Consider the following 21,249-nt stretch of genomic DNA (forward strand, 5'->3'; position numbering starts at 1 on the left):
TCGTCGAAAGCCTGTTTCCCGTCGTACGTTCATCGCCTAACGAGCGCTGTCGATTGTGCCGCACGGGAGCATGTCTTGAAGCGAACCTACCACGGTAGTTGTCACTGCAAAGCGGTCACTTTCGAGGTTGATCTCGATCTAGCTAGTGGCACGGGCAAGTGCAATTGCACCTTCTGTCGGAAGCAACGAATGTGGAAGGCCGCTCCGGTAAAGCCGGATGCTTTCCGGCTTTTGACTGGCAAGGACACGCTTGTCGACTACGGCAGCTCCGGAGATGGCGGCGAGCAGCAGCACCACTTTTGCAAGATTTGTGGTATCGCCACGCACAACGATGGCAGCTTGCCGATGCTTGGCGGCAAGTTCGTCATGGTGCATGTGGCGGCGTTGGATGATCTGTCGCCCCGAGAGTTGTTGGCCGCGCCGATGCGCTGTGCAGACGGTCTTAACGATGCTTGGGAAAACGAGCCGGAAGAGGTGCGGCACCTGTAGCGTGCGCGCTATGGATTATCGTAATTGTATTGCAGACCGTCAGCTTTCCACCCCGCATACAGCCATTCCAGACTTCCGGCCTTTTGCCGAAAACCAATCGTTCGCTACAACTCGCTATCCGCCAGGACCGCCGCCCTTAATTCAGGGATCCCCATGCCTTTTTCGCTCGAGGTGATGTGGAGCACCGGGAAGGCGGCGGGGCGCTTGGCCAGGGCTTCGGCGGTGGCTTGCGCGACCTTGTCGAGTTCGCTCGCCTTCAGCTTGTCGGCCTTGGTCAGGACCACGCGATAGCTGGCGGCGGCGGTATCGAGCATGTCCATCATGTCTTCGTCATGCTTGGTGATGCCGCGGCGGGCATCGATCAGCACCAGCGCCCGGTTCAACACCGGGCGACCGCGCAGATAGGCGTAGACCAGCTTCTTCCACTTCTCGACCACCTTGGGCGGCGCCTTGGCAAAGCCGTAGCCGGGCATGTCGACCAGCCGGAACTGGGTCGGGCTGCCGATCTCGAACAGGTTCAATTCCTGCGTACGCCCCGGCGTGACCGAGGTGCGCGCGATCGCCTTGCGCCCGGTGAGCGCGTTGATCAGCGAGCTCTTGCCCACGTTAGAACGGCCCGCGAAGGCGATCTCGGGCACGTCCGGCTCGGGCAGGAACTTGAGCAGCGGCGCCGACAGCAGGAACTCGACCCGGCCCGAAAACAGCTTTCGCGCGCGTTCGATCAGTTCCTGGTCCGGAGCGGCTCCTGCGTCCTGTTGCTCGGCGTCCATCTCAGCCCTTCGCCTCGAGCGCCTTGCGCTTCTCTTCACGCTCCTTGAGCGCCATTTCACGAAGCTGCGGGTTTTTCGAGTAGAGGTACTTCTGCTGTGCCAGCGTCAGGATGTTGTTGGTCACCCAGTAGAGCAGCAGGCCCGCGGCGAACGGCGCCATCACGAACATCAGCACCCACGGCATGAACTTGAAGATCTTCTCCTGCACCGGATCGGAGATCGGGTTCATCGAGAACTGGAAGTACATCGTGATGCCGAGCAGGATCGCGAGCGGCCCGATCGCGAGGAGCCCCGGCGGATCGAACGGCAGCAGGCCGAACAGGTTCAGCACATGCGCCGGATCGGGCGCGGAGAGATCCTTGATCCACAGCACGAACGGCTTGTGGCGCAGCTCCACCGACAGCATCAGCACTTTGTACAGCGCGAAGAAGATCGGCATCTGGATGAAGATCGGCAGGCAGCCGCCCAGCGGATTGACCTTCTCCTTCTTGTAGAGGGCCATCACCTCCTGCTGCATCTTCGGCTTGTCGTCCTTGTAGCGTTCCTGCAGCGCCTTCATCTTCGGCTGGATCGCACGCATCGCCGCCATCGAGGCGAACTGCTTCTGCGCGATCGGGAACAATGCGGCGCGGATCAGCACCGTCAGCAGGATGATCGCGACGCCGAAATTGCCCGACAGCGCGTAAAGCTGCTTGAGGATCCACAGGAAGGGGCGTTCGAACCATTCGAACCAGCCCCAGTCGATCGCATGGCCGAAATTGGCGATGCCCGCGTCTTCATAGGCATCGAGCACGCCGTCTTCCTTGGCGCCCGCGAACAGGTCGGTCGTGCGGGTCAGCGTGGCACCGGCAGCGACGTTGGAGGGATCGTACACCAGATCGGCGCGGAACAGCGTATTGCCGAGCGTGCGGAAATCGGAATCGGTCGATGCGCCCTGTTGCGGGATCAGCGCGGACAGCCAGTAATGGTCGGTAAAGCCGATCCAGTCGGTATCGCCTTCGCCGCGGGCGGTGCCCGCTTCCTCGACATCGTCGTAGCCGATGCCGAACTCGACCGCGTCGTCGAACGCGCCGATCGGCCCGGTATGCATGATCCACGTGCTGTTATCGGCGAAGCGATCGGTGCGGTTGATCACCGCGAAGGGCTGCGCGACCATGGCATTCGATCCGCGATTGGCGACCGTCTGCGTCGCCTGGATCATGTAATCGTCGTCGATTTCGAAGCGGATCGCGTAGCCCGTGCCGTCCGGCGCGGTCCATTGCAGCGTCACGGGCGTCTCGGGCGTCAGCCGCGCATCGTCGGCGACTTCCCACACCGTCTTGCTGTCGGGGAAACTGGCGCCGCTGCCGACCCAGCCGAACTGGGCGAAATACTGCGCTTCGGTGCCCGCCGGGGCGAGCAGGCGAACCGGGTCTTCCCCGCCATCCTCGATTGTGGTGGTGTGGCGGCGAAGCACGAGATCATCGATCAGCGCACCCTTGAGGTTGATCGAGCCAGCCAGGCTCGGCGCTTCGATCTCGACGCGGCCCGCACTGGCGAGCTCGGTATCGAGATCGCGCTTGGGCTGGGTCGCATGGATCGGCGCATCCTGCGTAGCGGTGCCGGGCGCGGGGCCCGAAGTCGCGGCAGGCGGCGCAGATGCCGCGCCTTCGACCGGCGCGTCGACCGCCTCGGCCACTTCCACCGCCGTATCGGGCTGCGGATAGAAGCGATTCATCACGGCGTCCCAGCCGAACAGCACCAGCGCCGAAAGGATCACGGCGATGATCAGGTTACGATTGTCGTTCACGAGGGGCCCCGTCTCAAATTCTGTAAAGCATGCATGAAGTGGGAAGGCTGGAGGCGTTTTAAAGCCCTAACACACCCAGGCGCATCTATGGCACCGGGTCGTGTCCATGCCCTCCCCATGGGTGGCAGCGGCATATCCGCTTTGTCGCCAGCCAGCCACCCTTAATTGCGCCGTGCTTTTCAAGTGCCTCGATCGCATAGGCCGAACAGGACGGTGTGTAGCGGCAGGTCGGCGGCAGAATACGCGACGGGCCGAGCTGCCAGCCCCGCGCAATCCAGATCAGCACGCGCTTCATGTGCGCGGCGCCCGGCCCGGATTTCCGCGCGGTTTGCGCGGCCCCCGGCGGCTGGCGCGGCCTTCATGCGCCTGTGCCAGCGCGGTTTTCAGTTCTTCGCGCAACAGGTCGAACTCGCGCTCGATCCCGCCATCGCGCCCGATCAGCACGTGGTCCTGGCCCTCGAGGCCCGAGTCCGGAATAAGCTCATGCGCCAGCGCGCGCAGCCGCCGTTTCATCCGGTTGCGGACCACGGCGTTGCCGACCTTCTTGGTCACCGTGACGCCGAAGCGCTTGGTATCGAGCTGGTTGGGATGGGTCAGCAGCACGAATCCCGGCCGCGCGACCCTGAGCCCCCGATTCGCACGGAGGAAATCCGGACGGTGGCGGATGGTGGGAAGGTCGGTGCGGGTCATGGGATCGACGCTAGCGGAGCGGGTCGGGGAGAGAGAGTCTTTTGTGTTTCGCTCGCCCATCCGGGCGAGCGTCCTCGCGGCTATTCTCTTCGCTACGCTACGAGGCCGCTGCGGGCGACCGCCTTGGTCGTATCCGAATTGGTGCCCGCTAGCCATATCCGCGCAGAACCTGCGCGCGGCAGCGCGCACGCGTGCGAACGCACGCCGCCCGGTAGGGCGAAGCCAAGCGAGCCGGATGGCTCGCGCCCGGCGTCTGAGGGACTAAAACTAGAAAGTAATTCGCGCGTCGGCGCGAATTACGCGCTCAGCTTCTTGCGACCGCGACGACGGCGGTTGGCAAGAACCTTGCGACCGCCCGGGGTCGCCTTGCGTGCGAAGAAGCCGTGGCGGCGGGCGCGCACGAGATTGCTGGGCTGGAAAGTGCGTTTCATCGTATCGGACCTAGGTTCTGTGCGGCCACCCATGCCCGAAGGCGGGGCGAGCCGAAAATGAAAGGGCCGCCACACGGGCGACCCGATATCGGGTGCGCGCCTAGAAAACGCGCGCCCGCTCGTCAAGTATTATCAGCGCGGTGCTTCGATCGGCACATAGCTCGCCAGCTGGTCGGCCGAAAGCCACAATGCTTCATTATGGGGCACCGAATTGGTCATGTCATAGAAGCGGCGCGCTTCGGCTTCTTCCAGACCCATTTCGACATAGAAGTCGATATAGGCACGGTTCACCGGATCGTCGGCGGCGAAGTCATCGGCTTCGCGGCCATAGATGTCCATCCAGCTATGCACGGCGAATTCGGCATCGGGGTGGGCGATACGACGCGCACCGGCAAGGAACAGTTCCACCGCACCCGAACGGACCGAGCCATTCGCCGGCACATAGGTGACGATCTGCTTGTTGCGCAGCATGCGCGCGAGGCGGAAATTGGCGAAGTCGTTCACGGTGCCGGGGGCTTCGACCATTTCGAGGATCCCGATCTCGGGGTGGTCACGCAGCATCCGTTCGAACTGGGCAGGGCTCTGGGCGTCGATCATGCCGAGCAGCGCAACGCGTCCTTCGCCAAGCACCTGGAACGGACCGTAATTGACGCGCGCCACATCCGAAGACGTCTTCGACGCTTCCTTCTGCGCGCGGTCCCACAGGACGACGGCACGCTGCGCAGTTTCGAGTTCGACCGGCGTTTCGTAGCTGATCTGCGGTTCTTCCTGTGCGGCGTTCTCGCCTTCGTACTCCGCCACCGTCACAACGTCTTCAAGCAGCGCGACGGACGTGTCCGCGACGACGACTTCTTCGTAAGCAACGGTCTGCGCCGCGAGCGGTGTCGCGATCAGTGCAATGGCAATAGAAACAAGTTTAAGAACATTTCGCATAAGGTCATAATAGGAAAAACCTCTTGCGTTCGGTCTTATGAGCGGGGTCAAATACTATGGTTAATGAAATAAGGCAGATAAAAGACCGGAACGAATAAATTTCCCGTCAGTTGCGACGAACCTTCAAGGGGTTACACCCCCTCGACAGACGGGCCTCTTTGGCCCAAACCTCTAAATAACAGGGTTAAAGGAAAGTAAGCACCGATGGTGGCACTCGTTTCTACGGTAGCTTTTTTGGGTCTGGAGGCCCGCAGCGTCGAGGTCCAGTGCCAGATCGCTCCGGGCATGCCGCGCTTCGGAATCGTGGGCCTGCCGGACAAGGCGGTGGGCGAGTCGCGCGACCGGGTGCAGGCCGCGCTCTCCGCGCTGGGCCTCGCACTTCCGCCCAAGCGGATCACGATCAACCTCTCCCCCGCCGACCTGCCCAAGGAAGGCTCGCATTACGATCTGCCGATCGCGCTCGCGCTGCTCGCCGCCATGGGCGTGACCGATGCCGAGCAACTGGCCGATTACGTCGCGGTCGGCGAACTCTCGCTCGACGGGCGAATCGCCCCCTCCCCCGGCGTGCTGCTGGCCGCCATGCATGCGGCGGGCGAGGAGAAGGGCCTGATCTGCCCGGCGAGCCAGGGCCCCGAAGCGCGCTGGGCGAGCGGGGTGGCGGTGCTCGCCGCGCCCGATCTCACCGCGCTGCTCAACCATCTGAAAGGCACCCAGGTGCTCGCCCCGCCCGAACCGGGCGAGGCCGCCGAGCCGAAGCACGGGCCGGACCTCAAGCAGGTGAAGGGGCAGGAGACCGCCAAGCGCGCGCTGGAGATCGCAGCGGCCGGAGGGCACAATCTCCTGATGAACGGACCGCCCGGCGCGGGCAAATCGCTGCTGGCGGCGTGCCTGCCGGGCATCCTCCCACCGCTCACGCCCGAAGAAGCGCTCGAAACCTCGATGGTCGCCTCGGTGGCGGGAACGCTCGAAGGCGGGGCGATCAGCCGAACGCGACCGTTCCGCGCGCCGCACCATTCGGCCAGCATGGCGGCGCTCACCGGCGGGGGCCTGCGGGTCAAGCCGGGCGAAGTCAGCCTCGCGCATCTGGGCGTGCTGTTCCTCGACGAATTGCCCGAATTCCAGCGCGCGGTGCTCGATTCGCTGCGCCAGCCGCTGGAGGCGGGCAAGGTCGATGTCGCGCGCGCCAACGCCCACGTGACCTATCCCGCGCGCGTGCAATTGATCGCGGCGATGAACCCGTGCCGCTGCGGCCATCTGGGCGACCCGGCCCTCGCCTGCAGCCGCGCCCCGCGCTGCGCCGCCGATTACCAGGCCAAGATCAGCGGACCGCTGCTCGACCGGATCGACATGCATGTCGATGTCGATCCCGTCAGCGCCGCCGACCTTGCTTTGCCCCCGGCGGCGGAAGGCAGCGCAGACGTCGCCGCGCGCGTCGCCAAGGCCCGCAGCCGCCAGTTGTCGCGCGACACCGACGCCCGCACCAATGCCGAACTCGAAGGCGACGACCTCGAACGCTACGCCTCCCCGGATGAGCCGGGTCGCAAACTTCTCATGCAAGCGGCAGAGGCGATGAGGCTAACGGCACGCGGCTACACGCGAATTTTGCGCGTGGCCCGGACGATCGCGGATCTGGCGGGCGCGGAGCAAGTGGGGCGCATCCATATGGCGGAAGCGCTGAGCTACAGGAGGCAGCCGCCGAGGGCTTGAAAAGTGGTTGAGGGCTGAGCGATGAGAGAGCCGGAATGGTATGCCATAGGTGTCTTGGTTGTAACGATCGCGAAAGCTGCATGGGACTTAGGATTGTCGCCATGGATCAGGGAGCGTCAGCGTAAGAACGGCCCGCAGGACGCACTGGCGCGATTGGATGCCAAACAAGCCCGCGATACCATCGCTAATGTCTTGGCTACCGTCGCCCTCGTCGTTCTTGGGGGCCTACTGCTCGATCATGGGCATCGCTCGGGAGAAGCTGGCCGAAAAGAGCTCGCCGAGATGAAAGCCACCATAGAAACCCTGCAAGCTTATCACTCAAGCGAAGGAGGCGCTGATGCCGAACGAGAAGTCACCGCACGAGATTGCGATCGTAGCCTTGGACAAGCGGCTCATACGGATTGAGCAGTACCTTTTTGGTGGTGGGCCGGGTGGGCCGGGCACCGGCAATCTGCCGGATCAGCTTGAGGAAATTCGCAGCGCAATTTCGGAGCTTGAGGGTAAGATGGTGACGAAGGAAGACCTAGACGAAGTCATTGAGCGGATCGCCAAGCTGCACGAAGGCCGGAATGGCGATAATGACGATGGGATCGTACTACCTACCACCGTTTGAAGACCTACTTCTTCACCGGCGGCTGCTTCCTCGTGAACACCAGCTCGGTCTCGCTCGATGCCTTTGCGTCGAGCTTGTATCCCTCGGCGTCGAAATCCTTCAGGCCTTCGGCGCGGTCCACGCGGTTTTGCATGATCCAGCGGGCCATCAGGCCGCGGCCGAATTTGACGTGATACATCAGGGCGCGCGCTTCGCCGTCTTTCACGTTGAGGAAGTTCGCGGTGACCACCTTTGCGTCCAGCGCCGCGGTGTCGACCGCGCCGAAATATTCGTTCGAGGCAAGGTTCACGACCGTGCGCTCGCCATGGCCCGACAGATCGTCGTCGATCGTCCTGGCAATCGTGCTGCCCCAGAAATCATAGAGCGACTTGCCGCGCGGGTTCTTCATCTTCGTGCCCATTTCGAGGCGATAGGGCTGGATCCCGTCCATCGGACGCAGCAGGCCGTAGAGCCCCGAAAGAATGCGCAAGTGATCCTGCGCGTAGGCGAGCGTGTCGGTGTCCATGCTTTTCGCCTCAAGACCCCAATAGACGTCGCCGTCGAAGGTCAGGCCGGCGGGTGTTGCCGAATTGCTGCGGCCATTTGGGTCGAATGCCCTGAAGCGCTCGGCATTCAGCTCCGCCAGCTTGTCCGAGATTCGCATCAGCCGCTTGAGGTCCGCCGCGGACTGCTCCTTTGCCACGGCGGCGATAGCGCGGGTGTCTTCGGCGAGGCGTGGCCGGGTAATCTCTAGCCCGGTCTCGGCCGGATCGAGGTTGAGCTTCTTGGCCGGAGACAGCAGCGTAATCATCGTGAGAGGGTTCCTTGCAACTATTGTGACGAGGGTCGGCGACGAACGCGCCTCGTCAAAAACGGGACGACGACGCTATAGGCCACCCGCGCCTCGGGTGACACCGCGCGCAGATAAGCCTATGAGCCATCGACATATTTCAGAGGTCGCATATGCTCACCTGGTTCCGCAATCGCTATCTCGACGTGCTCGGGTCGATCTATATCTACAACGAACATCGCGGCTATACCGCGATCGACCGCGTGCTGGAGGCTGTGCGGGCGCGGTATCCCGACGACCAGCAACTGATCGCTGCGGTGGAGCAGCATCGCGCCGACGAGCGCAAGCATTACGTCATGTTCAAGCGCTGGTTCGAACTGCGCGGCACCCGCCCGCTCGCGGTGGACCGGATGTTCGGCCATATCGACCGCTTCATCGAGATCATGTTCCGCCGCACGATCGACGGTCTCGATACACGGGAAATCGTCGAGAAGGATCACCTGTTCGAACGGCTCTGCCGGGTGATCTCGCTGACCGAGCAGCGCGGCTATCGCCAGGTCGAAATTCTGCTCGCCAATGGCTTCGTGACAAGCGACAAGCGGCTGGTGAAAATTTTCGAGATCATCCGCGAGGACGAGCCGAGCCACTGGGCGCCTTATGACGGGTGGTTGCAGGCCAATGCCAAGCGCGACCCCAAATGGTGGGAGCGTGCGGTGGACGGGCTGGTCCACTCCGAATTGCTGTTCCTGAAATTGCCGATCCTGTTCCTCAATCCGTTCGCCAAGCGCCGCACCGACTGGAGCGACGATGGCGAGGTCGAGCCCGATCGCTATGCGCGCAAGCTGCGCGTGGGCGCTGCCTGATCGACCGACACTTCATGCACGCACCCGATACCGCCGCTCCGCTCCATCGCCGGCTGTTCACGCGACGCGTGGGCGGGATGCTGGTGCGCAACACCGTCGTCAGCACCGGGGTGTTCGTGATCGGCTTCGGCGTGATGGTGCTGCTGGTCGAATATGCCGGGATGGACAAGGTGATCGCATCGGGTTTCGGCCAGGTCGTGTCGAGCACGATCCATTACCTGTTCGGACGCTTGTGGATCTTCCGCGGCAGCGAGCGCGGGGTGGCGCACGGCTATCTGCTGTTCCTCGTCACCGCGGCGATCGGGATCGTCCTCACCATGGTGCTGATGTGGGCGTTCCTCCAGTTCACGCCGATCGACTACAAGATCGCGCGCATACTCGTGTCGGTGATATCGGGGCTGGTGATGTTCGTGCTGAACGGCGTGTTCAACTTCAAGCGGGTCTAGAGCGCCGCTCGTTATTCAGCGGCGATCGAACCTTTGCGGTCGTCGCGCCAGTCGGTGATCGCCCGGTCGCAGGCGCACGGATGGAGGCAGGCGCCCGGCTCTGCCCGGCTGCCATCCTCGCGGATGCCAAGATCCTCGCGCCGGGTCAGCGCCAGTTCCTCATGGGTCAGCACGCGGCCGTCATGCGCCAGGATCGAGACCGGGCCAAGCGGCAGCCGATCCTGCGCATCGACCAACACCGGGTCTTCGACGATTTCGGTGCCGTATTTCTGGCCCCACTGGCGCAGCGCGATCATCGCGGGCAACAGGTCGTGGCCCTTGTCGGTCAGCCGGTATTCGATCTTGCGGCGATCGTCGGGGCAGGCTTCGCGCCGCAGGATGCCGTGGTCGACGAGCTTGGTCAGACGGTTGGACAGGATGTTCCGCGCAATGCCGAGCTCGGAGAGGAATTCCTCGAAATGATAGAGCCCGTTGAAGCTGGCGCGCAGGATCATGAAGGCCCAGCGTTCGCCCATGACCTCGAGCGCTTGCGGCAGTCCGCATTCGGTCAGTTCGCGCAAAGGTTCGCGGATATCGCCCATAAATTCCTTCCCCGAACACGAACCTTAGCGCAAAGAGCGCCCGGTAACCAATTGGAAACAAAGTTTTCGGTTGCAACCTAAAATCTACCGCTATAGGTAGCGATTCGCAACTGAAATCGGTTGCGCTCGACAAGACATTCAAAGGACGTCCCGATGACCCTCCCCCGCTCCCTTTCGCTTGCCGCCATCGCCATGGTCGGCGCCGTTTCGACGTTCGCCGCGACCGCGCCGGCGCAGGCCGTGTTCGCGCCCTATTACGCCGCCGAACTGGCCACTCCGGTCGAAAAGCCGACCACCGACATCCAGAAGGGCCTGCTGTGGGATTGCGAAGGCAATAGCTGCGTCGCTGCGAAAAAGAACCGCAGCCGCGACATGATCGTCTGCCAGCGCCTGGCCGGCAAGTTCGGCGATGTCACTGCCTTCCGCGCCGCCAACAAGGTGTTCGACGAAGCCGACCTCGCCAAGTGCAACGGATGATCGGCGCACGCTGATCGGACCAACTCCCGGGAAGCTCCGCGCCTCCCGATCCCGACCCTCGCGCTCGCCGGCGCGGGGGTCTTTTTATGCGGGCAGGAATCCCCGCGCGACGAGCTGGGCGCGGAAGGTCGGGGCATCGCGAAACACTTCGGCGTCCCATCCCGCTTCGCGCGCGCCGTCGACATTGGCGGGCGTATCGTCGGTGAAGAACAGCGCCTCGCCCGGATAGCCATAGCGATCCTCGGCCAGCGCATAGATCGCCGGATCGGGCTTCAACAGTTTCTCCCGGCCCGAGACGACCACGTCGCGGAAGTGCTTGCTCCAGCCATGCTCGCGCGAAAACTGCGTCCAGAAGGTGTCGGCGAAATTGGTCAGCGCGAAGATCGGTACGTCGTTCGCCGCCAGCTCCTCGAGAATCGCGACCATGCCGTCGACCTCGCCCGGGATCGATTCGAGGAAATCCTCGGCATAGGCATCGATCAGCGACGCATATTCGGGAAACTGCGCCTTGCGTTCCGCCACCATCGCCGCCAGCTCGCGCCCGCCATCGTGCTGGCGATGCCATTCCTCCGACACGACATTGGCGATGAACCATGCGCGCTGGTCCGGATCGGCGATTCGCTCGCGGTACAGCAAGTCGAGATCCCAATGGACCATCACCCGCCCGATATCGAACACGACGGCTTTGGGGTTAACTGACTGGCTCATGGCGCGCTGCCTTCTTGTTCGTATCTCACGACCGCCCGGCGCGGACTATCTCCACCCCAACAAAAAACCCCCGCGCTGGCGGGGGTTTCTCGTACCGTCATTCATGACGCGAAGGCTTAGCCCTGGCGCGCCTTGAAGCGGCGGTTCGTCTTGTTGATCACATAGGTGCGACCGCGGCGACGGATGACGCGGCAATCGCGGTGACGGTTTTTCAGCGACTTGAGGCTGTTGCGAATTTTCATCGTGCGTATCCCGAAAATGAAACAGGCACCGGAGATGGGCTCCGATGCCGGAAAATCAAGGCGGGCGACTAAGCGGGGTCGATGCCCTTGTCAACGATTCCCTGAATATTCGCCGTCTCTCATCTCCCCAATCGTCGCTCCCACTGCAATGCGTGGCTCACGATCGTCTCGATATCGTCATGCTGCGGCTGCCAGTCGAGCGTTTGCCGGATGCGCGAGGGATCGGAAACCAGCTCGGGCGGATCGCCCGCACGGCGGGGCTCGAGACGCCGCTCGATGGTCGAATTGGTCACCCGGTCGACCGCATCGAGCACTTCGAGCACCGAATAACCGCGGCCATAGCCGCAATTCATCGTCAGCGAACGCTCGGGCGCGGCGATCAGCGCTTCGAGCAGCAGCACATGCGCCGCAGCGAGATCGGAGACATGGATATAGTCGCGCACGCCCGTGCCGTCGGGCGTATCGAAATCGGTCCCGAACACGCCGACATGGTCGCGTTTGCCCGCCGCGGCCTCGCAGGCGACCTTGATCAGATGCGTGGCCCCGGCGGTCGATTGTCCGGTGCGCGCCTGCGGATCGGCCCCCGCGACGTTGAAGTAGCGCAGCACGCCGTAATTGAGATCGTGCGCCGCCGCCGTGTCCGCCAGCATCCGTTCGGTCATCAGTTTCGACCAGCCATAGGGATTGATCGGCTCCTTGGGCGAATCCTCCGACACCGGCGAGGTTTCGGGCGCGCCATAGGTCGCCGCGGTGGAGCTGAAGATGAAATGCTCGATCCCGTGCGCCACCGCCTCTGCGATCAGTGCGCGGCTCTTCACCGTGTTGTTCTCGTAATATTTGAGCGGGTTCTCGACCGATTCCGGCACGACTATCGAACCGGCGAAATGCATGATCGCGCCGATGCCCTGCTCGGCGACGATGCGCGCAAGCAAGTCGGCATCGGCGATATCGCCCTGATAGAACGGAACATCCTCGGGCACCGCAAAGCGAAAGCCGGTCGACAGATTGTCGATCACCGCCACCGGCCAGCCTGCATCCCTGAGCGCCAGCACCGCGTGGCTGCCGATATAGCCGGCCCCGCCGGTAACCAGTACTGGTAGCTTCTTCTCCATAGACGGCCTTCTAGCAGAGGTTTCGGGAACAAGGGGAGCGTTTCGTACGCTCCTTTCCTCAACAGTCCGTGAAGCGTAGGCTCACCGCCGTTGCAAAGGAGTCGCCGCCATGCCCAGCACGATCACTCGAATCGCTCTCGCCCTGTCCGCACCATTCGCGCTCGCCGCCTGCGCCAGCGCGCCTTGGGCCGGGCCGACCGAGATCACGCGGTTTTCTGCGCAGACGCTCGACGAGGCACCACGCGGCCGTATCGCGGTCACGATCGCGCCGGGCGAAGAAGCCGGCGGGCTTGCGATGCAGCCCTATATCGATGCGGTGACACGCGAACTCGCCGCGCTCGGTTACGATCCGGTCGCGACCGGTGGCAGCCAGGTGGCCGAAGTGCGCGCCGGACGCGGAGCCTTGCTTGCCGACGGATCGCGCCGTTCGCCTGTCAGTGTCGGCGTTGGCGGATCGACCGGAACCTATGGCTCGGGCGTCGGCGTGGGCATCGGGATCAATCTGGGTGGCGGACCGCGCGAAACGGTCGACACCAGCATGGCGGTGGTGATCCGCGATATGGACACGCGCGAAGTGCTGTGGGAAGGGCGCGCCAGCTTTGCCGCAACCACCAATGCGGACGAATACGAGGCTCGCAATGCGGCCGACAAACTAGCCAGCGCCCTGTTCGCCGGATTCCCCGGCAATTCGGGCGAAACGATCGAGGTAGAATGACCAATAATATCGTGATCGATACCGCGTTCGACGCGGGCAATATCGAAGTGAAATCGATCGACGGCGCCAAGGCGCGCCTCGCGATCCGCAAGGACAACCAGTCCGAATTCAAGCAGTGGTATTATTTCCGCGTCTCGGGCGCTGCAGGCCGCCCGCTCGAACTGGTGATCGAGGATCTGAAGGACAGCGCCTATCCGGGTGGCTGGCCCGACTACAATTCGGTCGTTTCCGAAGATCGCGATTACTGGGCCCGCGCCGAAAGCAGCTATGACGAAGCGGCCGGAGCGATGACGATCCATTACGAGCCAGAAGGCGACATCGCCTGGTTCGCTTATTTCGCGCCCTATTCGCTCGAACGGCATCATGACCTGGTTTCCGAAGCCGCGCTGATGGACGGTGTGTCGCACCGTGTGCTCGGCCACACGCTCGATCGCCGTCCACTCGATTGCCTCGACATGGGCGAAGGCGACAAGCATGTGTGGCTCTACGCCCGCCAGCACCCCGGCGAATCGATGGCCGAATGGTGGATGGAAGGCGCGCTCGAAGTGCTGACCGACATGGGCAATCCTATCGCCCGCACGCTGCGCGAGCAGTGCACGCTCCACGTCGTGCCGAACTGCAATCCCGATGGCTCCTATCGCGGCCATCTGCGCACCAATGCGTGCGGCGCGAACCTCAACCGCGAATGGGAAAACCCGACCGCCGAACGCGCGCCCGAAGTGCTTGCCCTGCGCAATGCGATGGACGAAACCGGCGTCTACTTCGCGATGGACGTTCACGGCGACGAGGCGATCCCCGCCGCCTTCCTCGCAGGGTACGAGGGCATTCCCGACCTGACCGACGAGCATTATGCCGGGTTCACCAGCTACAAGTCGATCCTCGATCGCCGCAGCGTGCTGTTCCAGACCGAGAAGGGGTATGACACCTCAGCGCCGGGCAAAGCCAATCTGTCGATGAGCACCACGCAGGTCGCGCATCGCTTCAAGGCGACGGCGATGACCCTCGAAATGCCCTACAAGGACAATTTCCAGCACCCCGACCCCGAACAGGGCTGGTCGCCGGAAAACTGCAAGGCCCTCGCCCACGACTGCCTCGGCGCGCTGGTGGAATGGCTGGCGGCCAAGGGCTAACGCCCAAGGCTTCCAGCCGATCAACCCGCCAGGACTTTCTCCGACACTTCTTCGGGCGTGCCGACGACGAGCAATGGCTGCCCTCCGACGATGCCGACAGTGGTCTGACCATTTTCGGCTTCGCGGAGCCAAGCGATGTTGGAGGCGACGACGAGGTAGTTGCCGCCGCGCGAATGTAGCTTGATGAATTTCATGAGTGCGACTCCGGTGCGCGATGTGCGCCGGAGGATTTTACCGCGAAGAGCTTAACGCTCTTCCCTCGCTGGGTGAGCGTTAGAGGCTGGCGGGACCGAATGCGTCCGGCAGCAACGCACTGAGCGTGGTGCTTCGAACCTCGGAGGGGCCGACACAGAGAACCACGGGATCGGTGCCGCCGAGCGCCGCCAACTCGTTCAGGACCTGGCGGCAACGGCCGCAGGGGGTGAGCGGTTCGTCGCCCGGCCCGGTCACCGCAACCGCTTCGAGCCCGCCGCGCACGCCTGCGTCCATCGCCTTCGCGACCGCGACCGTTTCGGCACACAGGGCGAGGCCGTAGCTGGCGTTCTCGATATTGGTACCGGTCACGACCGAGCCGTCGGCAAAGCGCAGTGCCGCGCCCACCGGAAAGGCGGAATAGGGCGAATAGGAATGCTCGGCTGCCGCACGCGCGGCGGCGATCAGGTCTTCGTCGGTCATTATTTTACCCATTCATTCCCGCGCCACGACCCAGCGCACGGTCGATTCGCCGCCTTCGTAGGCGTGGTAGGGGTTGGCGGTCCACAGTGTCCACGGACGTCCGGCATAATCGGGCTCGCGCCAGGTGCGCGAGAGCCAGAGGTCGCGCTCGATCCGGTTGGCGAGCTTAAAATGCTCCTCCGCGCCGCTCGAAATCTTGAGGATGGCGGGCTTGCCGGTGTGGGTTTCTATCTGATTGAGCAGTGTCGTAAGCTCGCTTTCGACCGCAGCATCCGAAATCGTTTGATCGCACGCGTCCTGCGTTTTCGACAGGTCGATCACCGGGGGCAGCAATTCGGCATCGCGCGGGACGACAGTGGCGAAATTGCCCGCCTGTGGATCGGCCGGCTGACACGGATCGAAGCGATGCACGGCGCCCACTGCGAGCCCCGCAGCCCGCGCGCGTTCCATCTGGGTATTGATCTCGCCGTCCCTCGCAAAACTGCCCGAACTCGCCTCGAGATAGACGAAACCTGCGCCATTTGCCTTGAGCGCGGGCCAGTTGGCCGGGCCGTCTTCCATGCCCCAGAGCACGCCTTGCAGAGGGTAGCGCGCGCGATCGGGCGTCCATCCGCGCAGTTGCCACCACGCCGCCGCGCCCGCCACGATGGCGACGAGCAACAGCAGCGCGAGAACGCGCCAAAGCCATTTTCGCGAAGTGCGAGCCACAAATACCTCTGTCGAAATTCAGTTCTTGATATGGAGGACGCAGATCAAAGTGAAGAGCCGACGCGCGGTTGCGAAGTCGGTTTCCACTTTTCCCTCCAGCCGTTCGAGCAGCAGCTCGGCGGCGTTGTTGTGCACCCCGCGCCGCGCCATGTCGATCGTCTCGATCTCCTGCGGGGTGGCCTTGCGGATGGCCTGGTAATAGCTGTCGCAGATCGCGAAATAATCGCGGATCGGGCGCCGAAATCGCGCCAGTCCCAGCACCAGCGTCTCGAGTTCGGCATCGGCCTCGTCCGCGATCACGAGCACCAGCCGCCCGTCGCGCACCGACAGATGCAGGTGGTACGGGCCGTCCGCCCCCTTCTCCACCGTACGCAGCGGCTTGAAGGTATTATCCTCGATCAGATCGAAGATGGCGATGCGCCGCTCCTGCTCGATATCGGCGTTGCGCCACAAAATGGTCGCCTCGTCGAGTTCGATCTTCAAGATACGGTGGTCGGGCATCGCTAACCGAATTGCAGATTCGCTCCGTCCCGTCACCCCCTACGACGCGCCGGCGCGATTCGTCTCCGCAATCCACAGGTCAAGACGGGTCGGGAAAGAAACTCCCGCCCTTGAGAACGCTGCGCCACTCCCGCAGATAGGACCCATGGCCGACCAAGATCTCATCATCCGTGACGATAAACATGCCGCGCAGGCGCTGCCTTCGAACATCGAGGCCGAAGCCGCCTTCCTGGGGGCCGTGCTGTTCGACAACCGCGTGATCGAGGAACTGCCGGTGTCGCTGCAGCCCCAGCACTTCTTCGAATCGATCCACGAGAAGATCTACGAGCGTATCCTCCAGCTGATCGATCGGAACGCGACCGCCAGCCCGGTCTCGCTGAAGCCCTATTTCGAAGGCGACGAAGCGCTCGCCGACCTCGGCGGCACCGGATACCTGATGCAGCTTTCGGGCACCGGGCTCGGCACTTTGGCGGCGCGCGAACTGGCCAAGCAGATCTACGACCTGGCGCTACTGCGCGAACTGGTCGCGGTCGGCCGCGAACTCGTGACCGGGGCGATGGACACGAGCGAGGACATCTCGCCGCAGACCCAGATCGAGAACGCCGAATCGCAGCTCTACAAGGTGGCCGAAGGCTCCGCGACGAACGAGAGCGCGAAAAGCTTCGGCACGGCGAGCATGGAATCGCTGCGCCAGATCGAGCTGGCGCTCAAATCGGGCGGCAAGGTTTCGGGCAAGACCACCGGCTTCGTCTCCATAAACTCGCAGACCGGCGGCCTGCACGGTTCGGACCTCATCATCGTCGCCGGCCGTCCGGGCATGGGCAAATCCGCTATCGCGACCAACATCGCCTTCAATGCCGCCGAGCGCCTGCGCACCGATCGCGAGGCGGGGATCGACGACAAGGAATCGATCGGCGCCGGCGTCGCGCTGTTCAGCCTCGAAATGAGCGCCGACCAGCTCGCCACGCGTATCCTGGCCGAGCAATCTGGCATCAGCTCATCCGCCCTGCGCATGGGCAAATTGTCCAAAGAGGACTTCGCCCAGCTCGCGCATGCCAGCCAGCGCCTCGCCGAACTGCCGCTCTATATCGACGATACGGCGGGTCTGACGATCGCAGGTCTGCGCGCGCGAGCCCGGCGTTTGAAGCGCCGTCACAATATCGGCCTGATCATCATCGACTACCTGCAATTGCTGCAGGGCTCGGGCAAGCGCGCGAGCGACAACCGCGTGAACGAGATTTCCGAGATCAGCCGCGGATTGAAAACGCTGGCGAAGGAACTCGAAGTCCCGGTGATCGCGCTCTCGCAGCTGAGCCGCGCGGTCGAGCAGCGCGACGACAAGCGTCCGATGCTTTCGGACCTGCGCGAATCGGGCTCGATCGAGCAGGACGCCGACATGGTGTGGTTCATCTACCGCGAGGATTATTACGTCGCCGCGCGTGAACCCAAGCGTCCGGTCGAGACCGACGATGCCGCGGTCCACGAAACCCATGCCGCGTGGATGGCCGAGATGGAACGGGTCTACGGCTTGTCGGAACTGATCGTCGCCAAACAGCGCCACGGCTCGACCGGCAAGGTTCGCCTGCGCTTCGAGCACAAGATCACCAAGTTCTCCGATCTCGCAGACGAGGATTACGGCTCGCCGGATTACTAGCGCTCAAAGGCCCAGGTTCAGACGCCGGCTCACCGTGTAATCGACCACCGCAACGAGGAACCAGCTGAGGTTCCATTTGATGCGCGTCCAGAAACCGCTGCGCTGCTTTTGCAGTTCGGGGGTGATCTCGGTCGAGGCGGGCACGTGTCCGTCCACGAATTTCCTCATCCGGTCGGCCAAGCCCTTGTCCTCGATCCGCAGCATCAGTTCGAGATTCACGTACAGGCTGCGCATGTCGAAATTGGCGCTGCCGAGATAGACCGTATCGTCGAGCACGATCAGTTTCATGTGCAGTTTGCACGGTTCGAATTCGTAGATCGTCGCCCCACGCTTCAGCAGACCGTGATAAAGCGATCGCGAGGCGCCGATCGTCGCGCCGTTATCCGATTTAGCGGCCATCACCAGCCGGGTCTCGCCCTTGCGTGCGATGTTGCCGATTCGCTTGATCAGGCGCTGCGGGGGCGAGAAATAGGCCATGATCATGTCGAGCCGCTGCCCGTGCATCAGATCGTTGGACACCCGCTTCGCCCAGCTCGACAGGCCCTTGGTTGGGCCACCGATCAGCAATTGGACGGGGCCGTCGCCCGGATCCCATTCGCGCAGCATCTTGCGGATCGCCCGCCACTGCTTGTGTTCGCTAGCGGTCCAGCTTTCGAGCTTGTCGTACCAGTCGCACAGCCGATCGACCCCGCTGCCCTCGATCACGATGCCCAGATCGTGCCAGCCATTCTCGCACGGCCCCTCGAAATAGCCATCCTCGATATTGAAGCCGCCGAACATGGCTCGCGTGCCGTCGGCGATCGCCATCTTCTGGTGGTTGCGAATCAGGTACCGCTGCGAGAGCTTGGCAGAAAAGGTGGCGAACACGCCGCCCGCAGCGACCAGATCGTCGAAGAATTGCGCTTCGGCCGAGGCACCGAAGCTGTCGACCAGCAGTTTGACCGCGACACCGCGCTTCGCCGCGCGGACCAGCGCATCGCGGGTCCGGACCGATGCTTCGTCCTCGGCGAAGATATAGAAACACAGGCGCAGCGTCTCTTCGGCGCCGTCAATCAGCTCAACCAGCGCCTCGAACCGGTCGCGGCCATCGGGATAGAAGGTCAGGGTCTGCCCCTGCGCTTCGACCGTGAACGGATCGGGATCGTGGAAGCTGCGCGCTTCGGGGGGACAGGTTTCGTCCATCGCCAAGCGCTTCGCACCCCTTGCGCCCGCGCGCAATGCTTGACTTTTGCCGCCTTCCTACCTAGCTCCCGCCTCTTCCCGACAGACATGTCGCAACCAGAACTTACGGGAGTGCCCGATGGCGCGCGTTACCGTCGAAGATTGTGTCGACAAGATCCCCAACCGTTTCGACCTCGTCCTGCTCGCCGCGCAGCGTGCGCGCGAGATTTCGGGCGGCGCGGAAATCACGCTCGAGCGTGATCGCGACAAGAACCCGGTCGTCGCCCTGCGTGAAATCGCAGAGCAGAACGTCAAGCCCAAGGACCTCAAGGAATCTGTGGTCCAGGGCCTCCAGCGCGTGGTCGAGGAAGACGACGACGAGATCGACGACATCGGTTCGCTGAGCCAGTCGGCCGAAGCGCTGCGCATTTCGGCTTCGCAGCCGGCGCGCCCGACCTCGATCGGGAGCGATTACGAAGGCTGATCAGCCGGACAATCGACGAAAAACCGGGCCGCCCTGATGGGCGGCCCTTTTCGTATCTGCGATCCACGCTATCATGAGGGCGCAACGGGGGTTTCACGCGATGAGCGATTTCGGCGATGCAATCGGCACGGCGACAGAAGGTGGGCTTTATTCGAGTGCGGTCTCGAAGGACGATGGCACTGCCTCGCTGTCGAAAGACGGATTGCGAGGCGGGCATTTCGCCGAAGAGGTCTGCCTCAACTGCGGAACACCGCTACAAGGGCCGCATTGCCACAATTGCGGCCAGAAAGTGCACCTGCACCGCACCATCGGTGCCTTCATGCACGACCTGCTGCACGGCGCGCTGCATTTCGAAGGCAAGATGTGGTCGACGCTGCCCAAGCTGATCCTGAAACCGGGCGAGTTGACCCGTCGCTATATCGCCGGGGAGCGGGCCAAGTTCGTCTCACCGATGGCGATCTTCCTGTTCACCGTGTTCCTGATGTTCGCCGTGTTCCAGGCACTCGGGCTATCCGTTCCCGCCGATATCGGTGGCGGTCCGGACGCGGAAGAAGCCCTGGTCGAGGAGCGCGAAGATCTCGAAGGGCGCCGCGCTGAGTTACAGACCGAAATCGCTGAGGCGGAAACCGACGCCGAGCGCGGCGCGCTCGAAAGCGAACTCGCCGAGCTCGAACGCGAAATTAACGGTCTGGATGCTGCGCGCGCCTTGATAGACGGCGAAGATATGGCGGCTGTGGCGGCCGTCGCGCAGGGCGAAGTCTCCGATGAGTCGGCAAGCGATGCCGGGGAAACCGGCTCCACCGCCGATGGCGCTTCCCCCGAAACCCGGAAGGCATCGTCGCGCGGTCGCAACAAGTTCAACCTTACCATCGGGGGCTCGGACGACTCGCCATTTCTCGAGAAGCTCCAACACAAATGGCGCACAAATCCCGGGCTGATGCTCTACAAGCTGCAATCGAACAGCTACAAGTTCAGCTGGCTGCTGATCCCGCTATCGATCCCGTTCGTATGGCTGTTGTTCCTCTGGAAGCGCGATTTCCGGGCCTACGATCACGCGATTTTCGTGACCTATTCGCTGGCCTTCATGTCGATGCTCTTCATCGTGCTGAGCATTCTGGGCGTCATGGGCGTCGGCCCGGCAATCCTTGCCAGCGCAGGCGCAATCATCCCGCCCGTTCACATCTACAAGCAGTTGCGCGGAGCCTACGGGCTGTCACGATTCTCGACCATCTGGCGCCTGGCCGTGTTGCTGGTCTTCATTTTCGTCGTGCTCTCGCTGTTCGCCTACCTGTTGTTCCTGCTCGGCGCGTTCTGACGCACTATTCGGCAGGCGGTGGCGTAGCGCCCGCTTCGGGAGCGTCATCCCTCGACAGCTCGGCTTCGGCCTCGTCGGCCAGGTCGCCGACTTCGCGCGCGGTCGCCTCGGCACCGTCTTCGATCGCTTCGCCGGCCTTGTCGAGATTCGCGGCGGTGTCCGCCGCCGCGCTGTCTGCGGTTTCGGATGCCGCATCGACGGTTTCCTGCGAACAGGCGGCAAGCGACAGAGCCAACGCGGCGAGCGTGGCGGCAATCGAATAACGCATTTGTAATCTCCCTCGGGT

28 protein-coding genes are annotated in these 21,249 nt (G+C 63.3%); 11 read left to right on the forward strand and 17 right to left on the reverse strand.

The features are described 5' to 3' along the window. Window positions 1-75: 75 nt before the first annotated feature. Window positions 76-489 (forward strand): GFA family protein, encoded by a 414-nt coding sequence (locus GRI68_RS08560; RefSeq protein WP_160616863.1) that lies wholly within the window; start codon window positions 76-78, stop codon window positions 487-489. Window positions 490-593: 104 nt separating this feature from the next. On the opposite strand, the gene yihA is transcribed toward GRI68_RS08560, so the two are convergent. The 6 genes from yihA to GRI68_RS08590 all read right to left on the reverse strand — a co-directional run bounded on the left by yihA (window position 594) and on the right by GRI68_RS08590 (window position 5,102). Beyond that, a complete protein-coding gene (yihA, locus tag GRI68_RS08565) occupies window positions 594-1,259 on the reverse strand; it encodes a ribosome biogenesis GTP-binding protein YihA/YsxC (RefSeq protein ID WP_160616864.1) in 666 nt (221 codons plus the stop codon). A 1-nt stretch (window position 1,260) separates the two neighbouring features. Further along, on the reverse strand, window positions 1,261-3,048 hold the full coding sequence (gene yidC / locus GRI68_RS08570; protein ID WP_160616865.1) for a membrane protein insertase YidC: 1,788 nt from the start codon (window positions 3,046-3,048) through the stop codon (window positions 1,261-1,263). 85 nt (window positions 3,049-3,133) lie between these two features. Continuing rightward, the gene (gene yidD / locus GRI68_RS08575) at window positions 3,134-3,343 is read right to left on the reverse strand and encodes a membrane protein insertion efficiency factor YidD (protein ID WP_160616866.1); all 210 of its coding nucleotides are present in this window, start codon (window positions 3,341-3,343) and stop codon (window positions 3,134-3,136) included. Then, a complete protein-coding gene (gene rnpA / locus GRI68_RS08580) occupies window positions 3,340-3,738 on the reverse strand; it encodes a ribonuclease P protein component (protein ID WP_234028749.1) in 399 nt (132 codons plus the stop codon). Before rnpA ends, yidD begins: the two co-directional genes overlap by 4 nt. A 296-nt stretch (window positions 3,739-4,034) precedes the next feature. Then, on the reverse strand, window positions 4,035-4,169 hold the full coding sequence (rpmH, locus tag GRI68_RS08585; RefSeq protein WP_160616868.1) for a 50S ribosomal protein L34: 135 nt from the start codon (window positions 4,167-4,169) through the stop codon (window positions 4,035-4,037). 132 nt (window positions 4,170-4,301) lie between these two features. Next, entirely contained in the window at window positions 4,302-5,102 is an 801-nt protein-coding gene (locus tag GRI68_RS08590) for an alpha/beta hydrolase (protein WP_160616869.1), read from the reverse strand. A 204-nt stretch (window positions 5,103-5,306) separates the two neighbouring features. Here GRI68_RS08590 and GRI68_RS08595 point away from each other — a divergent pair, with 204 nt between their 5' ends. Together GRI68_RS08595 and GRI68_RS08600 are read left to right on the forward strand one after the other, a co-directional pair. Then, window positions 5,307-6,809 carry a YifB family Mg chelatase-like AAA ATPase gene (locus GRI68_RS08595; RefSeq protein WP_160616870.1) on the forward strand — a complete coding sequence of 501 codons (1,503 nt, stop codon included), beginning with the start codon at window positions 5,307-5,309 and terminating at the stop codon, window positions 6,807-6,809. Window positions 6,810-7,146: 337 nt separating this feature from the next. Then, window positions 7,147-7,422, forward strand: coding sequence for a hypothetical protein (locus GRI68_RS08600; protein ID WP_160616871.1), 276 nt, complete (start codon window positions 7,147-7,149; stop codon window positions 7,420-7,422). A gap of 4 nt (window positions 7,423-7,426) precedes the next feature. On the opposite strand, the gene yaaA is transcribed toward GRI68_RS08600, so the two are convergent. Continuing rightward, window positions 7,427-8,212 carry a peroxide stress protein YaaA gene (gene yaaA / locus GRI68_RS08605; protein WP_160616872.1) on the reverse strand — a complete coding sequence of 262 codons (786 nt, stop codon included), beginning with the start codon at window positions 8,210-8,212 and terminating at the stop codon, window positions 7,427-7,429. A gap of 152 nt (window positions 8,213-8,364) precedes the next feature. Between yaaA and GRI68_RS08610 the strand changes: the two genes are divergently transcribed. After that, window positions 8,365-9,054: a ferritin-like domain-containing protein gene (locus tag GRI68_RS08610; protein ID WP_160616873.1), complete on the forward strand. Its 690-nt coding sequence runs from the start codon at window positions 8,365-8,367 to the stop codon at window positions 9,052-9,054. Window positions 9,055-9,068: 14 nt separating this feature from the next. Beyond that, complete coding sequence (locus GRI68_RS08615; RefSeq protein ID WP_160616874.1) at window positions 9,069-9,500, forward strand: GtrA family protein; 432 nt, start codon at window positions 9,069-9,071, stop codon at window positions 9,498-9,500. An 11-nt stretch (window positions 9,501-9,511) separates the two neighbouring features. On the opposite strand, the gene GRI68_RS08620 is transcribed toward GRI68_RS08615, so the two are convergent. Next, the gene (locus GRI68_RS08620; RefSeq protein ID WP_160616875.1) at window positions 9,512-10,081 is read right to left on the reverse strand and encodes a winged helix-turn-helix transcriptional regulator; all 570 of its coding nucleotides are present in this window, start codon (window positions 10,079-10,081) and stop codon (window positions 9,512-9,514) included. Between the two features lie 153 nt (window positions 10,082-10,234). Here GRI68_RS08620 and GRI68_RS08625 point away from each other — a divergent pair, with 153 nt between their 5' ends. Further along, window positions 10,235-10,558, forward strand: a complete 324-nt coding sequence (locus tag GRI68_RS08625) for a CC_3452 family protein (protein ID WP_160616876.1) — start codon at window positions 10,235-10,237, stop codon at window positions 10,556-10,558. 84 nt (window positions 10,559-10,642) lie between these two features. On the opposite strand, the gene GRI68_RS08630 is transcribed toward GRI68_RS08625, so the two are convergent. The 3 genes from GRI68_RS08630 to galE form a co-directional block, all read right to left on the reverse strand. Further along, a complete protein-coding gene (locus tag GRI68_RS08630) occupies window positions 10,643-11,266 on the reverse strand; it encodes an HAD family hydrolase (RefSeq protein WP_160616877.1) in 624 nt (207 codons plus the stop codon). Window positions 11,267-11,382: 116 nt separating this feature from the next. Further along, window positions 11,383-11,508 carry a type B 50S ribosomal protein L36 gene (gene ykgO / locus GRI68_RS08635; protein WP_007165381.1) on the reverse strand — a complete coding sequence of 42 codons (126 nt, stop codon included), beginning with the start codon at window positions 11,506-11,508 and terminating at the stop codon, window positions 11,383-11,385. A gap of 119 nt (window positions 11,509-11,627) precedes the next feature. Then, window positions 11,628-12,620: a UDP-glucose 4-epimerase GalE gene (galE, locus tag GRI68_RS08640; RefSeq protein WP_160616878.1), complete on the reverse strand. Its 993-nt coding sequence runs from the start codon at window positions 12,618-12,620 to the stop codon at window positions 11,628-11,630. A 109-nt stretch (window positions 12,621-12,729) separates the two neighbouring features. On the opposite strand from galE, the gene GRI68_RS08645 reads away from it, so the two are divergent. Both GRI68_RS08645 and GRI68_RS08650 read left to right on the forward strand, forming a co-directional pair. Then, window positions 12,730-13,335, forward strand: coding sequence for a DUF4136 domain-containing protein (locus tag GRI68_RS08645; RefSeq protein ID WP_160616879.1), 606 nt, complete (start codon window positions 12,730-12,732; stop codon window positions 13,333-13,335). Then, entirely contained in the window at window positions 13,332-14,465 is a 1,134-nt protein-coding gene (locus tag GRI68_RS08650) for a M14 family metallopeptidase (protein WP_160616880.1), read from the forward strand. Before GRI68_RS08645 ends, GRI68_RS08650 begins: the two co-directional genes overlap by 4 nt. Before the next feature lie 20 nt (window positions 14,466-14,485). Here GRI68_RS08650 and GRI68_RS13650 read toward each other — a convergent pair whose 3' ends face one another. The 4 genes from GRI68_RS13650 to GRI68_RS08665 form a co-directional block, all read right to left on the reverse strand. Beyond that, the gene (locus GRI68_RS13650) at window positions 14,486-14,659 is read right to left on the reverse strand and encodes a hypothetical protein (RefSeq protein WP_199799739.1); all 174 of its coding nucleotides are present in this window, start codon (window positions 14,657-14,659) and stop codon (window positions 14,486-14,488) included. Window positions 14,660-14,738: 79 nt separating this feature from the next. Next, entirely contained in the window at window positions 14,739-15,140 is a 402-nt protein-coding gene (locus tag GRI68_RS08655; protein ID WP_160616881.1) for a cytidine deaminase, read from the reverse strand. A gap of 12 nt (window positions 15,141-15,152) precedes the next feature. Continuing rightward, on the reverse strand, window positions 15,153-15,848 hold the full coding sequence (locus tag GRI68_RS08660; protein WP_160616882.1) for a glycoside hydrolase family 25 protein: 696 nt from the start codon (window positions 15,846-15,848) through the stop codon (window positions 15,153-15,155). 18 nt (window positions 15,849-15,866) lie between these two features. After that, on the reverse strand, window positions 15,867-16,349 hold the full coding sequence (locus tag GRI68_RS08665) for a UPF0262 family protein (protein WP_160616883.1): 483 nt from the start codon (window positions 16,347-16,349) through the stop codon (window positions 15,867-15,869). A gap of 145 nt (window positions 16,350-16,494) precedes the next feature. Here GRI68_RS08665 and GRI68_RS08670 point away from each other — a divergent pair, with 145 nt between their 5' ends. After that, complete coding sequence (locus GRI68_RS08670; protein WP_160616884.1) at window positions 16,495-18,003, forward strand: replicative DNA helicase; 1,509 nt, start codon at window positions 16,495-16,497, stop codon at window positions 18,001-18,003. Window positions 18,004-18,006: 3 nt separating this feature from the next. On the opposite strand, the gene GRI68_RS08675 is transcribed toward GRI68_RS08670, so the two are convergent. Then, window positions 18,007-19,185 carry a phospholipase D-like domain-containing protein gene (locus GRI68_RS08675; protein ID WP_160616885.1) on the reverse strand — a complete coding sequence of 393 codons (1,179 nt, stop codon included), beginning with the start codon at window positions 19,183-19,185 and terminating at the stop codon, window positions 18,007-18,009. A 118-nt stretch (window positions 19,186-19,303) separates the two neighbouring features. Here GRI68_RS08675 and rpoZ point away from each other — a divergent pair, with 118 nt between their 5' ends. Further along, window positions 19,304-19,648 carry a DNA-directed RNA polymerase subunit omega gene (gene rpoZ, locus GRI68_RS08680; protein WP_160616886.1) on the forward strand — a complete coding sequence of 115 codons (345 nt, stop codon included), beginning with the start codon at window positions 19,304-19,306 and terminating at the stop codon, window positions 19,646-19,648. Window positions 19,649-19,748: 100 nt separating this feature from the next. Further along, a complete protein-coding gene (locus GRI68_RS08685) occupies window positions 19,749-20,963 on the forward strand; it encodes a DUF3667 domain-containing protein (RefSeq protein ID WP_160616887.1) in 1,215 nt (404 codons plus the stop codon). Window positions 20,964-20,967: 4 nt separating this feature from the next. Here the strand turns inward: GRI68_RS08685 and GRI68_RS08690 are convergent, their stop codons facing one another. After that, window positions 20,968-21,231: a hypothetical protein gene (locus GRI68_RS08690; RefSeq protein WP_160616888.1), complete on the reverse strand. Its 264-nt coding sequence runs from the start codon at window positions 21,229-21,231 to the stop codon at window positions 20,968-20,970. Window positions 21,232-21,249: the final 18 nt, after the last annotated feature.

It is taken from the genome of Alteriqipengyuania halimionae (genome assembly GCF_009827575.1).
Classification (GTDB): domain Bacteria; phylum Pseudomonadota; class Alphaproteobacteria; order Sphingomonadales; family Sphingomonadaceae; genus Alteriqipengyuania_A; species Alteriqipengyuania_A halimionae.